This window comes from Actinoallomurus soli (genome assembly GCF_024055715.1).
GTDB classification, from domain to species: Bacteria; Actinomycetota; Actinomycetes; order Streptosporangiales; family Streptosporangiaceae; genus Actinoallomurus; species Actinoallomurus soli.
Map to the genome: position 1 here is coordinate 1 of NZ_JAMXMV010000008.1, position 13,039 is coordinate 13,039.

A 13,039-nucleotide genomic window follows, 5' to 3' on the forward strand; every position below is an offset into this window, starting at 1 on the left:
GAGGAGTGTCGTCCCTCCGGGCTCGAGAGTCCTCGGCGCCGACGCCTCCGGTCAGCCCTTCACCGTCAGCAGCGGCCGGAGCTCGGCCACCGGATCGGCGACGCCCGCGCGGCTCAGGCTGGAGACCACCGGGCCGACGTCCTTGTAGACCCAGGGCGCCTCCTGCTTGAGGTCACGGCGCCACGCGGCCATCACGTCCGGCCGGCGGGTGACGGCCGGGTCGCGGTGGTCGAGCGGCGTCACGACCCGGAACTCCCGCAGGAAGGCGTCCAGGTCGGCGTCGTTCCCGCGTGAGGCGGCGCCACGGGGAACGCGACGGCCCGCGCCGTGGCAGGCGCTCGCCAGCGTCCGCGGGTTCCCGTGCCCGCGCAGGACGTGGCTGGCCGCCCCCATCGAGCCGGGCACGATGACGGGCTCGCCCCACAGGGCGTACGGCCCGCCGGCCGCCTCGGCGTACCCGCCGGCCGGCGTAGCGCCCTTCCGGTGCACCACATGGTCATCGCCGTCCGGCCACAGCAGGTTGTGCGGAGCGTCGTAGATCACCTGGCCCGACACCTCCCCGCACTCCGCGGCGAGCCCGGCCCGCATCATCAGGGCGAGGAAGAACCGGTTGCCCACCGCGAAGTTCGCCGCGTTGCCGAACGCGTCGAGGTAGCGCCGCCGTGCCTCCTCCGAGCGCTCGTCGAGCAGCAGCGGCAGGATTCCGTTGTCCGGCAGCGGGACGCCGCCCGGCCACATCCGTCTCGCCTGTTCCAGGCCCGTTCCGTTCGCCTGGTGGCCGAGCGACAGGGAGCCGCTGTGCACCATCAGCACCACCTGGCCGGCCGACAGGCCCCAGGCGTACGCGGCCTGCCGATCGTGCACGGCCGCGACGTACTGCAGCTCCGCGAAGTGGTTCCCGCCGCCGACGCTGCCGATGATGCTGTCGTAGCTGGTGCCGCCCGCACTCTCGATCCAGTCCCGGAACGCGGCCGCGGTCGTGGTCGGATACCGCGCCGCGTGCAGCCGCCCGGGATCGGCGTCGCCCGGCCGCAGAGCCGACCAGACCCCGTCGGCGGGCGGGCTCCCGGCGTTCAGCAGGCCGGGCAGGCCGTCGCGCAGCAGTGCCTCGCGCTGCAGACCGGACAGGGCGATCCGCCGCCCGCCCTCGAAGAACAGGTGCCGGAGCCGCCGTTCGACGGCGTCCAGGTGCGGGCGTACCCGGTCGACGGTCAGCGAGGTCGTCTCCAGCCGCATTCCGCAGTTGACGTCGTTGCCGACCGCCTGCGGGATCAGCGCGCCGCGGGTCCGCAGCACGGTGCCGATCGGGATGCCCGCCCCTTTGTGCAGGTCGGGGGTGAGCGCGACCCGGTCGATGGCCGCCCCGGGATGCCCGGTCGCCGCCGCGAGCCGCTCCAGGGTGCCGGCGGTCTCCAGCACGGTGAGGATCTCGTCGACCGCGCTGGACTCGATCGGAACGTCCGGGCCCGCGCAGAGGTCGACGGGGATGTCCCACGGGTTGGGCAGGGTGAGCCAGTGGTCGTCCACGCGGACGAACCGCGGGTCGGGGGAGGGCGAAGCGGCGCCGCGCCGCTTGATGGTCGTCATGGAGGCCTTCCTGGTGGCCGCTGAGGTGAGGGCATGGGTCGATGTCGCCGCCATCTCGAGTCGATGGCGCACGGGACGGTCGCCGGACTCCTCCGGCGACGTGCTCCCCGGGTTCAGCAGCCGCGAGGTGGAACCAGGTTAACGATCACGATCGACGCGGTCGACCGGATATCCCGCCGTTCCGGCGGGGGCGTGGCCGGAGAGGCGGCGGGTGAGTTCGGCGGCGGCCTCACGGACGCGGGCGGCGAGGTCCGGCCACTCCTCCTCGTCGTGGGTCTCGCGGCGGAAGGTCACGGCCATCGCGGCGGCCGGGCGGCCGACGTGGTCGAAGCTGCACGCGGCGATGCTGGCGAAGCCCTCGGTCACGTGGCCGTCCTCGACGGCCCAGCCGCGCCGCGCGTCCTCGGCGAGCGCCCGGCGCAGCTCGCGCAGCGACCGCGGCCCGGCGCCGGTCCGGGTCACGAACTCGCCGGGGAACAGCGCGCGGACCTGCGCGGCCGGAAGGTGCGCCAGCATCGACCGGCCGCTCGCGGTGAGGTACGCCGGGAGCCGTACGCCCACGTCGGTGACGAGCGTGGCATGGTGCCGGGGCTGCTCCTTCAGCAGGTACAGCGTCTCGGCGCCGTGCAGCACGCCGAGCTGGCCGATCTCCCCGAGCCGGTCGACGAGGCGTACGAGGAGGGGGCGGGCGAGCCGTTCGAGCGGGCCCTGCCGCAGGTACGCCGAGCCGATCTCGAACGCCGTCACGCCCAGGCCCCACAGCCGGTCCTCCGGGAGGTAGGTGACGAAGCCGTCCTCGGCCATGGCGGTGAGCAGGTGGTAGGTGCTCGACCTCGGCAGGGACAGCTCGCGGGCGATGGCGGACGCGGCGAGCGGCCGGGCCGAGGACGCCAGCAGGCGGAGGACGGCCAGCGCGCGCCGCGCCGCGGGCACCTGCTCGGCCGCCATCCTCGCCCCCCTCCTCCTAAGAGTCTCGCATCTCAGACACCACCGTCGTCCCCCGGTCCCCCTCACGCGGACCGGTCGAGTGCAATGGGCGTATGGAAACGACGAGTGATGCGTGTGTCGAGGTCGGAGTGGGTCCGCTCGCCTTCGACCAGGTCGTGGCCGTCGCCCGGCACGGTGCGCGGGTCGCGCTGACCGAGGAGGCGCTCAAGGCGATCGCCGCGGCACGGGCGCACGTCGACGAGCTCGCCGCCCGGCCGACGCCCGCGTACGGCATCTCCACCGGGTTCGGCGCGCTGGCCACCCGGCACATCCATGAGGACCTGCGGGCCAAGCTCCAGCTGAACATCGTCCGCTCGCACGCCGCCGGCTCCGGAGCGGAGGTGGAGGCCGAGGTCGTCCGGGCGATGATGCTGCTGCGGCTGAGCACGCTCGCCACCGGCCGTACCGGAGTGCGGCCCGTGACCGCCGAGACCCTCGCCGCGCTCCTCAACGCCCGGATCACGCCCGTCGTGTACGAGTACGGCAGCCTCGGCTGCTCCGGCGACCTGGCGCCGCTCTCGCACGTCGCTCTCGCGCTGATCGGCGAGGGCGAGGTCCGTGACGCCGAGGGACGGCTGCGACCTGCCGCCGAGGCGCTGGCCGAGGCCGGGATCGAACCTCTCAGCCTCGTCGCCAAGGAGGGCCTCGCCCTGCTGAACGGCACCGACGGCATGCTCGGCATGCTCGTGCTGGCCATCGAGGACCTGCGCCGCGTGCTCAAGGCCGCGGACGTCGCCGCCGCGATGAGCGTCGAGGCGCAGCTCGGCACCGACCGGGTGTTCGCCGCCGACCTGCAGGAGCTGCGGCCGCATCCGGGTCAGGCCGTGAGCGCCGCGAACCTCCGGGCGTTGCTCGCCGACTCGGCGATCATGGAGTCGCACCGGGGCCCGGACTGCACGCGCGTGCAGGACGCGTACTCGCTGCGCTGCTCGCCGCAGGTGCACGGCGCCGCCCGCGACACTCTGGAGTACGCCGCCCTCGTCGCCTCCCGCGAACTGGCCTCGGCGGTCGACAACCCCGTCGTGCTGCCCGACGGGCGGGTCGAGTCGAACGGCAACTTCCACGGCGCGCCCGTCGCGTACGTCCTGGACTTCCTGGCCATCCCGGTCGCCGACGTCGCCTCGATCTCCGAACGCCGTACCGACCGGATGCTCGACCCCGCCCGCTCGCACGGGCTGCCCGCGTTCCTCGCGGACGACCCGGGCGTGGACTCCGGGCACATGATCGCGCAGTACACCCAGGCGGGCATCGTCTCGGAGCTGAAGCGGCTCGCCGTCCCGGCGAGCGCCGACTCGATCCCCAGCTCCGCCATGCAGGAGGACCACGTCTCGATGGGCTGGAGCGGGGCCCGCAAGCTGCGGCGGGCCGTCGACGGCCTGACCCGCGTCGTCGCCATCGAGATCCTCACCGCCGCCCGGGCACTGAACCTGCGGGCGCCGCTGCGGCCCGGCCCCGCGACCGGCGCGGTCGTCGCCGCCCTGCGCACCCGGGTGCCCGCGCCCGGCCCCGACCGCTACCTGGCACCCGAGATCGCCGCCGCCGTGGACCTGGTCCGCGACGGCTCCCTCGTCGCCGCCGCCGAAACCGTCACCGGCCCGCTGGCCTGAGCAAGGAGAACACGATGGGTCCTCGTCCCGTACGCGCGCCGCGCGGCACGACGCTGAGCGCCAAGGGCTGGCAGCAGGAGGCCGCCCTGCGCATGCTGATGAACAACCTCGATCCGGAGGTCGCCGAGCACCCCGACGAGCTGATCGTCTACGGCGGGTCCGGGCGGGCGGCGCGCTCGTGGGACGCGTTCGACGCGATGGTCCGCTCGCTGCGCTCCCTGGAGGCCGACGAGACGCTGCTCGTCCAGTCCGGCAAGCCGGTCGGCGTCATGCGCACCCACGAGTGGGCGCCGCGCGTGCTCATCGCCAACTCCAACCTCGTCCCGCAGTGGGCGAACTGGGAGGAGTTCCGGCGGCTGGAGGCGCTCGGGCTCACGATGTACGGCCAGATGACGGCCGGGTCGTGGATCTACATCGGCACGCAGGGCATCCTGCAGGGCACGTACGAGACGTTCGCGGCCGTCGCCGCCAAGCTCAGCCGGCGGAGCTTCGGCAAAGGGGAGAGCAGCGGCGGCTCCCTCGCCGGCACGATCACGCTGACCGCCGGGCTCGGCGGCATGGGCGGCGCTCAGCCGCTCGCCGTCACGATGAACGGCGGCGTCGCGATCTGCGTCGAGTGCGACCCCTCCCGCATCGACCGGCGCGTCGAGCACCGGTACTGCGACGTGCGCGTCGACGACCTCGACGAGGCGCTGCGCCTGGCCGTCGAGGCCCGCGACGCCCGCCGCCCGCTGTCCATCGGCCTGCTCGGCAACGCCGCCGACATCGTGCCGAAGCTGCTGGAGATGGGCGCGCCGATCGACATCGTCACGGACCAGACCTCGGCGCACGACCCGCTGACGTACCTGCCGCGCGGCGTCGCGTTCGAGGACATGGCCGACGCGCGCGCCAAGGACCCGGAGGGCTTCACCATCCGGGCCCGCGAGTCGATGGCCGCGCACGTCGAGGCGATGGTCGGCTTCCAGGACGCCGGCGCGGAGGTCTTCGACTACGGCAACTCGATCCGCGGCGAGGCGCAGCTCGCCGGGTACACGCGCGCGTTCGACTTCCCGGGCTTCGTCCCCGCCTACATCCGGCCGCTGTTCTGCGAGGGCAAGGGCCCGTTCCGCTGGGCGGCGCTGTCCGGCGACCCGAAGGACATCGCCCGTACGGACCAGGCGATCCTCGACCTGTTCCCGGAGAACGAGCAGCTCGCCCGCTGGATCCGGATGGCGGGGGAGAAGGTCCACTTCCAGGGCCTGCCCGCGCGGATCTGCTGGCTCGGCTACGGCGAGCGCGACCGCGCCGGCCTGGAGTTCAACAAGCTCGTCGAGACCGGCGAGATCAGCGCGCCGATCGTCATCGGCCGCGACCACCTCGACTCCGGCAGCGTCGCCTCGCCGTACCGCGAGACCGAGGGCATGGCCGACGGCTCCGACGCGATCGCCGACTGGCCGCTGCTGAACGCCCTGGTCAACGCCTCCTCCGGCGCCTCCTGGGTGTCGATCCACCACGGCGGCGGTGTCGGCATCGGCCGGTCCATCCACGCCGGGCAGGTGTCGGTGGCCGACGGCACGCCGCTCGCGGCTCAGAAGCTGGAGCGGGTGCTGACCAACGACCCGGGCATGGGCGTCATCCGGCACGTCGACGCCGGCTACGACCGCGCCACCGAGGTCGCGGCCGAGCGCGGCGTCCGCGTCCCGATGAACGAGCAGTAGACCGGTGTTCCCGCCGCTCCGCCCGCTGCCCGTGGGCGGAGCGGCGCCCGCGTGAGGAGAGGCGATGGGCTACGAAGAGATGTGGCGGGACCTGCTGCCGATCGGGCGGGTCTCCGGCGGCGGCCACCGGCGGTACTCCTGGACGGCCGCGGACCGGGAGTGCCGCGCCTGGTTCGCCGAGGAGGCGGGCCGGCGCGGCCTGACCCTGGAGGAGGACCGCAACGGCAACCTCTTCGCCTGGTGGGACGTTCCCGGTGAGCGACGGGACGCCGTGCTGACCGGCAGCCACCTGGACTCCGTGCCGGACGGCGGCGCGTTCGACGGGCCGCTCGGCGTCGTGTCGGCCCTCGCCGCGATCGACCTGCTGCGCGAGCGCGGCGTGACCCCGGCCCGGCCGCTCGGCGTCGCCGTCTTCGCCGAGGAGGAGGGCGCCCGGTTCGGCGTCGCCTGCCTGGGCTCGCGCCTGCTGACCGGCGCCATCGACCCGGTACGGGCCCGGGGCCTGCGGGACGCCGACGGGGTCACCTGGGCCGACGCGATGGCCGCCGACGGCCGCGACCCGGAGGCGATCGGGCCCGACCCCGACCTGCTCACCGGCATCGGCTGCTTCGTCGAACTCCACGTCGAACAGGGCCGGGCCCTGGAGGTGCCCGTCGGGGTGGCGAGCGCGATCTGGCCGCACGGCCGCTGGCGGTTCGACTTCACCGGCCAGGGCAACCACGCCGGGACCACGCTGCTGCGGGACCGCCGGGACCCGATGCTGCCGTTCGCGCACACGATCCTGGCCGCCCGCGACGCCGCGGCCCGGCACGAGGCGGTCGCGACGATGGGCAAGGTCCACGTCACCCCGAACGGCGTCAACGCCATTCCGTCCCTCGTCCGGGCCTGGCTCGACACCCGCGCGCCCGACGACGCGGCCGTACGCGCGACGGTCGCCGAGATCCGCGCCGCCGCGGAGAAGGTCGCCGGCGAGCACGGTGTCGAGGTCGCGCTCGCCGAGGAGTCCTACACCCAGGTCGTGGACTTCCACGCCGGGCTGCGCGACCGGCTCGCCGCGACGCTCGGCGGCGCGCCGGTCCTGCCGACCGGCGCGGGGCACGACGCGGGGATCTTGTCCGCGCACGTCCCGACGGCGATGCTGTTCGTGCGCAACCCCACCGGCGTCTCGCACGCCCCCGAGGAACACGCCGAGACCGGCGACTGCCTCGCCGGCGTCGAGGCGCTCGCCGCCGTCCTGGAGGACCTGCTCACCCGATGAAACTGCACGCCGAACACGCCTGGCTCGGTGACCGCGTCGCGGCCGACGTCCTCATCGAGATCGCGGGGGAGCGGTTCGCCCGGATCACCCCCGGCGTGCCGGCCCCGCCGGACGCCGAACGCCTGCCCGGCCTGACCCTGCCCGGCCTGGCCAACGTGCACTCCCACGCCTTCCACCGCGCCCTGCGCGGGCGGGTGCAGGCCGGCCGGGGCACGTTCTGGACCTGGCGCACCCACATGTACGAGGTGGCGGCACGGCTCGACCCGGACTCCTACCTCGCGCTGGCCCGCGCCGTCTACGCCGAGATGGCCCTGGCCGGGATCAGCTGCGTCGGCGAGTTCCACTACGTCCACCACGGCCCGGGCGGCACCCCGTACGCCGACCCGAACGCCTTCGGCGAGGCGCTTTTGCAGGCCGCGCGCGAGGCCGGCATCCGGATCACGCTGCTCGACGCCTGCTACCTGACCGGCGGCATCGGCAAGGACCTGGAGGGGCCGCAGCTGCGGTTCGGCGACGGCACCGCCGACGCCTGGGCCGACCGGGTCTCGGAACTGCGCGCGGACGGCCATGCCCGGATCGGCGCGGCCATCCACTCCGTACGCGCCGTCCCCGGCGACCAGCTCCGGACCGTCGCCCAGTGGGCCCGGCAGCGCCGCGCCCCGCTCCACGTCCACCTGTCCGAGCAGCCCGCCGAGAACGAGGCGTGCCTGGAGACGTACGGCATGACGCCGACGCAGCTGCTGGCCGACAAGCGGGCGCTCGGCGGCCGGACCATCGCCGTCCACGCCACCCACCTGACCGCAGAGGACATCGGCCTGCTCGGCGCCAGCCAGAGCGGCGTGTGCATGTGCCCGACCACCGAACGCGATCTCGCCGACGGCATCGGCCCCGCCCGCGACCTGGTCGGCGCCGGATCGCCGCTCTCCCTCGGCTCCGACCAGCACGCGGTGATCGACCTGTTCGAGGAGGCCCGCGCCGTCGAGCTCGACGAGCGGCTCCGCACCCGCAGGCGCGGCCACTGGACCGCCGGGGAGCTCTTGGCCGCGGCGACCTGCAACGGCCACTCGGCGCTCGGCTGGTCCGAGGCGGGCCGCATCGAACCCGGCTCGTACGCCGACCTGGTCACCGTGGACCTGAACTCCGTACGACTCGCCGGCGCCGCCCCCGACCACCTCGCCGAGTCCGCCGTCTTCGCCGCCTCACCCGCCGACGTCCGCCACGTCGTCGTCTCGGGAAAGCAGATCGTCCGCGACGGTCGCCACCTGCTGATCGACGACGTCCCCGCCGCCCTCTCCCAGGCGATCACGGCCGTGACCGCCTGACGGATGTCGGGGTCCCCGACGGGGTCGGGGACGCGCTCGGCTGCTCGGGTAATTCCTTCCCCATTGAGCCGTTCGCTCTCGCCCAAATCTCATGCGGGGTGTCACCGGCAGGGTTTTCCGGGGAACCGCCCGGGCAGGTACAGACTTCGATCGCATGATATGGACGACACTCCATTGTCACGAACGGTCCTATGGGCATGCATGCGAAGTCGGCTTTCCGGAAGAAGCCGCGATCGCCCGTTCGCGTACTCGGCGGGGCGGTGACGTTGTCCGTGCTCGGCCTGACGGTGATCGATGCCGGATCGTCGCATGCCGTGTCGCGGGATTCCGGCGCCGCGCGCCGGTCTCTTCCATCCGCGCCCGGGCTTCATATTCTGCGGGACCGGCCGGGGACGGCGCCGTGGATGATATTGATAACTCCGCAGAGTCTGCCCCCGGGGCCGCGGGACGGTAACGAGATCCTCGACGGACAGGGACGGCCGGTCTGGTTCAGGCGGGTCCCGGCCCGGCATTTCATGACCGACCTGCGCGTTCAACGCTATCGGGGGCGGCCGGTGCTGACCTGGTTGCAGGGCACGCTCAAGGGCGATCCCACTGTTTTCGATTATCACGGCACCGGATACATCGCCGATGCGCATTATCACGTCATCGCCAGGCTCGGGCATCTCGCCGATCCGCACGAATTGCAGATCACTCCGAGGAACACCGCCCTGCTCATCGACGCCGGGCGTCGGCGAATGGACCTGTCACCGGTCGGCGGCGCCCGGAACGACACCGTCCGCGACGGGATCCTCAAGGAGGTCGACGTCAGGACCGGCCGGACCCTGTGGCGCTGGAGCGGCGTGGACCACATACCGATCACCGAGTACTACCGTCACAGGATCAAGCCGCGAGAGCCCCGTCCTTTCGACTACCTGCACCTCAATTCGGTCGAGGAGGGCCGCGACGGCAACCTGCTCGTCTCGGCCATGAGCACGTGCACCCTCTATGAAGTCGACCGGCGGACCGGACGCATCATCTGGCGGCTGGGCGGGCGTGACAGCACGTTCCGGCTCGGACCCGGCGTGCGGTTCTGCGGGCAGCACGACGCGCACTGGGCCGGTGAGAACCTGATCAGAGTCTTCGACAACGGAACCCTCCGGAAGCGGCACGCGGCGCGCGTCGCCTGGATCGAACTCGATCCCGTGGCCAGGACGGCCACGCTCGTCAGGCAGATCGTGCAGCCCCAGCACAGGTCCGTCGCCATCCAGGGCAACGCTCAGGAACTGCCGAACGGCGACACCGCGGTGGGCTGGGGCTCGGAGGGCCGGATCTCGGAGTTCGCCCCTGACGGGAGGAGCCTGTTCGATGCCGCGCTCCCCAGAGGCATGATCACCTACCGGATGTACCGGATGCCGTGGAACGGCCGGCCGAACACACCACCGACCGTGATGACGCGGGGCGGCACCGTGCACGCGGTCTGGAACGGCGCGACGGGCGTCGCTCGCTGGCGCGTCCTCGCCGGTCCGACGCCGAAGGCCGTGAAACCGGTCGCGGAGGCGGCGTGGAACGGCCTGGACACGGCCATCGCGCTGCCCGGCGCCTCGGCCTCGGCGCCGTACCTCCAGGTCCAGGCGCTGGACGCCCGCGGCAGGGTGCTCGGCATCGGCATTCGTGGCAGGCGGTGATGTCCCCCGCGCGGATCACCCGGATCGCGTTCACCTCCCCTCCTTTGATCAGCATGAAGGAGTTCGCCGAGTTCTTCGCCGACGACGCCGGCGGCCAGAACGTCGTGGACATGGTCCGCAACGCGGCGATAGAGACCAAGGGGATGGCGGTCAACCCGCTCGCCGACGACCCGCGCGGCTGGGGAACCGCGCGTCGCATGCAGGTCAGCCTGGCGATGGCCCGGAGCCTCGGGCTGGAGGCGGTTCGCCGGGCGCTGGCCGATGACGGCCTGCGGCCCGACGACGTCGGTCTCCTGGTCACGGCCACCACCACGACCCACTCCACCCCGGGCCTGGACGCGCTGATCACCCAGGTGGGGATGCGGCCTGACACCGAGTTCCAGTCGCTCGGCCCGATGGGCTGCTACGCCGCGCTCCCCGCGCTGGCCACGGTCCGGAACTGGGTCGAGATCCACGGCCGCCCGGCGGTGCTCGTCTGTACCGACCTCTTCTCGCCGTACCTGCCGCCGCCGCCGTACGACAAAGAGCAGGCCGTAGTGCTCACGATCTTCGGGGACGGCGCCGCCGCGGTCGTGGTGCGCCCGGGAAGGGAGCACGTCAGGGGACTGGACATCCTCGACACCGAGACGTTCTACGCACCCGAGTTCGCCGACGACCTGCAGATTCACGTCGGCGATGGTGGTATGCGCGTTCGTCTCGCCCCGACCATGCCCGACGTCACCGCGGCGGCCGTCGCCGGTCCGACCGACCGCCTGCTCGGCCGGTTCGGCCTCTCCCGCGCGGACGTACGGTGGTGGGCGCTCCACCCCGGAGGACGCCGGATCATCGATCGGGTGGCCGAGGAACTGGCACTGCCGGCGGCCTCGGTGGACGCCTCACGCGCGGTGATGCGGGAGTACGGCAACACCGCCGCACCGGCCGTCATCGGTGTACTCGGGCACCTCCAGGATTCCCGCCCGCTCGCACCCGGAGACCACGGCGTCGCGCTGGCGTTCGGGCCGGGCGCCACCATCTGGGCCGTCCTCCTCCGCGGCGCCTGAGACGCACGACCGGACTCTCCTGGGGGAAGGAGTCGCCATGCTGGAGGTCATCGGCGCCGGCTTCGGCCGTACCGGCACGCTCTCCTTGAAGATGGCGCTGGAACGGCTCGGTTTCGCTCCCTGCCACCACATGCTCAAGCTGCTCGATAAGCCGGATGAGGTCCGGCTGTGGCGGATGGCGGCCCGTGGCGAGGCCGTGGACTGGGACGAGGTGTATCGCGGATACCGCGCGACCGTGGACTGGCCGGGCGCACGGTTCTGGCGCGAGCTGGCGGAGCGTTATCCGGCGGCGAAGGTCATCCTCACCATCCGTGACCCGGAATGCTGGTACGAAAGCGTCCTCGGCACCATTCACCGCGCCGCGATGGACGACTCGCCTCCCGACTCACCCATTCTGGCCGAGATGCGCGTCATGGTCCGTGAGGTCGTATGGGACGGGGTGTTCGAGGGGCGTTTCACGGACCGCGAGCACTCATTGCGGATCTTCGACGACCATATCGAGGCCGTACGCGGGCGACTGCCCGGCGACCGGCTGCTGATCTTCGAAGTGGCTCAGGGCTGGGAGCCGCTCTGCGAATTCCTCGGCAGGCCGGTGCCGGACGCGCCGTTTCCCCACCGCAACCGCCGGGAGGACTTCGACTCCCTGATGCGAGAGCACGGCGGGACCGGCGCGGACGCGCCCGGTTCGGGTTAGACCGGCCGCCTGGTCGCGTTCCCGTCGGCGCGATCGGCGGATCGGCGGAGTACGTGACGGAGCTCGTCGGTGTGCTGCCGGGCGAGTTCGGGCCGGCCCCGGTAACGCACCTGGATGTTGTGGAACAACGCGATCCGCCAGATCCCCGACTGCTGCTGGGCGACCAGCGACTGGACGGTGTTGGCGGCCGGATCCAGCACGGTCCGTCCTGGCGGGATCATGCCGGCGATGGCGCGCAGCAGGACCACCTCATCGCTCAGCGGCCGGACCTCATGCACCTTGAACACGTACGACGGAAGGGCGTCGTCCACGAAGATCGGGGTCAGGTGCTCCACGATCCGGGGGCCGGGAACGTGGCCGCCGTCGTATTCGATCAGCGCGCCGTCGGGGGCGAACAGCGCCGCGTACCCCTGGGCATCGCGTCGGTTCCACGCGGCGAGCAGGTCCTCGTACAGCGCTCGCACGGCGGCTTCGGGAGGCTTCACCTGGTCAGTGGTCTCCGCTTCGTCGGAACGTGAAACTCCACCCGGTCAATCATTCCGTAATGGCGGGTCATCCTTTGGAAAAGCACGGTAATCACCTGACTCGGGCGCTGCCTTTCCATGCGGTGATGGGTTTCAGTGGCGGGTTGGCGGGCATTTTGTCCCGAGAAGACGCATCTCGACAGCTTTTTTGGGTGGAGGGCGTAGATGAACCTCACCATGTCAAGCGATTGTCGGGAGAGGTTCCTCGCGGACCTGCACGTGGGCGTGCTCGGGGTGACCGATCCGCGAGGAACGTCCGCCCCTCTGCTCGTGCCGGTCTGGTACGGCTATGAGCCCGGCGGCGTGGTCACCGTCCTGACGGCCCGGAGCTCGACCAAGGCCGAATTGATCAGGCGGGCCCGGCGGTTCAGCCTCTGCGCGCAGAGCGAGTCCCCTCCTTACCGCTATGTCAGCGTCGAGGGGCCTGTCGTCGCCGTGGAGGACGGCTTGAACAGGGCCGAGTGGGAGGCGATCGCCCACCGCTACCTCGACCGGGACACCGCCGTCGCCTATCTCGCGGCGAACCGACACCAACTCGAGGAGTACATGACCTTTCGGATGCGTCCCCAGCGGTGGAGGACGGCCGACTTCACCGCCTTCGCGCGGCAGTTTCAGCCGACCGAGTAATCGGTGGTCGCGCGTCGTGTCAATCATCG

At 72.3% G+C, this 13,039-nt stretch carries 11 protein-coding genes; 8 read left to right on the forward strand and 3 right to left on the reverse strand.

Annotated elements, in window-relative coordinates:
- Window positions 1-51 precede the first annotated feature (51 nt).
- On the reverse strand, window positions 52-1,587 hold the full coding sequence (locus NDW01_RS20675) for an RtcB family protein (protein ID WP_252822906.1): 1,536 nt from the start codon (window positions 1,585-1,587) through the stop codon (window positions 52-54).
- Between the two features lie 138 nt (window positions 1,588-1,725).
- Complete coding sequence (locus tag NDW01_RS20680; RefSeq protein WP_252822907.1) at window positions 1,726-2,535, reverse strand: IclR family transcriptional regulator; 810 nt, start codon at window positions 2,533-2,535, stop codon at window positions 1,726-1,728.
- A gap of 92 nt (window positions 2,536-2,627) precedes the next feature.
- Between NDW01_RS20680 and hutH the strand changes: the two genes are divergently transcribed.
- From hutH to NDW01_RS20715, 7 genes are all read left to right on the forward strand, one after another.
- Window positions 2,628-4,181, forward strand: a complete 1,554-nt coding sequence (gene hutH / locus NDW01_RS20685) for a histidine ammonia-lyase (protein WP_252822908.1) — start codon at window positions 2,628-2,630, stop codon at window positions 4,179-4,181.
- Between the two features lie 14 nt (window positions 4,182-4,195).
- Complete coding sequence (hutU, locus tag NDW01_RS20690; RefSeq protein WP_252822909.1) at window positions 4,196-5,878, forward strand: urocanate hydratase; 1,683 nt, start codon at window positions 4,196-4,198, stop codon at window positions 5,876-5,878.
- 64 nt (window positions 5,879-5,942) lie between these two features.
- Window positions 5,943-7,136 (forward strand): allantoate amidohydrolase, encoded by a 1,194-nt coding sequence (locus NDW01_RS20695; protein ID WP_252822910.1) that lies wholly within the window; start codon window positions 5,943-5,945, stop codon window positions 7,134-7,136.
- Window positions 7,133-8,458: a formimidoylglutamate deiminase gene (locus NDW01_RS20700; RefSeq protein WP_252822911.1), complete on the forward strand. Its 1,326-nt coding sequence runs from the start codon at window positions 7,133-7,135 to the stop codon at window positions 8,456-8,458. The genes NDW01_RS20695 and NDW01_RS20700 overlap by 4 nt, the downstream gene beginning before the upstream one ends.
- A 554-nt stretch (window positions 8,459-9,012) precedes the next feature.
- Entirely contained in the window at window positions 9,013-10,125 is a 1,113-nt protein-coding gene (locus tag NDW01_RS20705) for an arylsulfotransferase family protein (protein ID WP_252822912.1), read from the forward strand.
- Between the two features lie 53 nt (window positions 10,126-10,178).
- On the forward strand, window positions 10,179-11,165 hold the full coding sequence (locus NDW01_RS20710) for a type III polyketide synthase (protein ID WP_252822913.1): 987 nt from the start codon (window positions 10,179-10,181) through the stop codon (window positions 11,163-11,165).
- A gap of 37 nt (window positions 11,166-11,202) precedes the next feature.
- On the forward strand, window positions 11,203-11,859 hold the full coding sequence (locus NDW01_RS20715) for a sulfotransferase family protein (protein ID WP_252822914.1): 657 nt from the start codon (window positions 11,203-11,205) through the stop codon (window positions 11,857-11,859).
- Here NDW01_RS20715 and NDW01_RS20720 read toward each other — a convergent pair.
- A complete protein-coding gene (locus NDW01_RS20720) occupies window positions 11,856-12,344 on the reverse strand; it encodes an SgcJ/EcaC family oxidoreductase (RefSeq protein ID WP_252822915.1) in 489 nt (162 codons plus the stop codon). The genes NDW01_RS20715 and NDW01_RS20720 overlap by 4 nt on opposite strands.
- 216 nt (window positions 12,345-12,560) lie before the next feature.
- Between NDW01_RS20720 and NDW01_RS20725 the strand changes: the two genes are divergently transcribed.
- The gene (locus NDW01_RS20725) at window positions 12,561-13,010 is read left to right on the forward strand and encodes a pyridoxamine 5'-phosphate oxidase family protein (protein WP_252822916.1); all 450 of its coding nucleotides are present in this window, start codon (window positions 12,561-12,563) and stop codon (window positions 13,008-13,010) included.
- The last annotated feature ends 29 nt before the right edge of the window (window positions 13,011-13,039 follow it).

Coding starts and splice junctions, on each gene's coding strand:
- NDW01_RS20675 (WP_252822906.1), bottom strand. CDS start 1,587: ATGACGACCATCAAGCGGCGCGGCGCCGCTTCGCCCTCCCCCGACCCG.
- NDW01_RS20715 (WP_252822914.1), top strand. CDS start 11,203: ATGCTGGAGGTCATCGGCGCCGGCTTCGGCCGTACCGGCACGCTCTCC.
- NDW01_RS20680 (WP_252822907.1), bottom strand. CDS start 2,535: ATGGCGGCCGAGCAGGTGCCCGCGGCGCGGCGCGCGCTGGCCGTCCTC.
- NDW01_RS20700 (WP_252822911.1), top strand. CDS start 7,133: ATGAAACTGCACGCCGAACACGCCTGGCTCGGTGACCGCGTCGCGGCC.
- NDW01_RS20725 (WP_252822916.1), top strand. CDS start 12,561: ATGTCAAGCGATTGTCGGGAGAGGTTCCTCGCGGACCTGCACGTGGGC.
- NDW01_RS20695 (WP_252822910.1), top strand. CDS start 5,943: ATGGGCTACGAAGAGATGTGGCGGGACCTGCTGCCGATCGGGCGGGTC.
- NDW01_RS20710 (WP_252822913.1), top strand. CDS start 10,179: ATGAAGGAGTTCGCCGAGTTCTTCGCCGACGACGCCGGCGGCCAGAAC.
- hutH (WP_252822908.1), top strand. CDS start 2,628: ATGGAAACGACGAGTGATGCGTGTGTCGAGGTCGGAGTGGGTCCGCTC.
- hutU (WP_252822909.1), top strand. CDS start 4,196: ATGGGTCCTCGTCCCGTACGCGCGCCGCGCGGCACGACGCTGAGCGCC.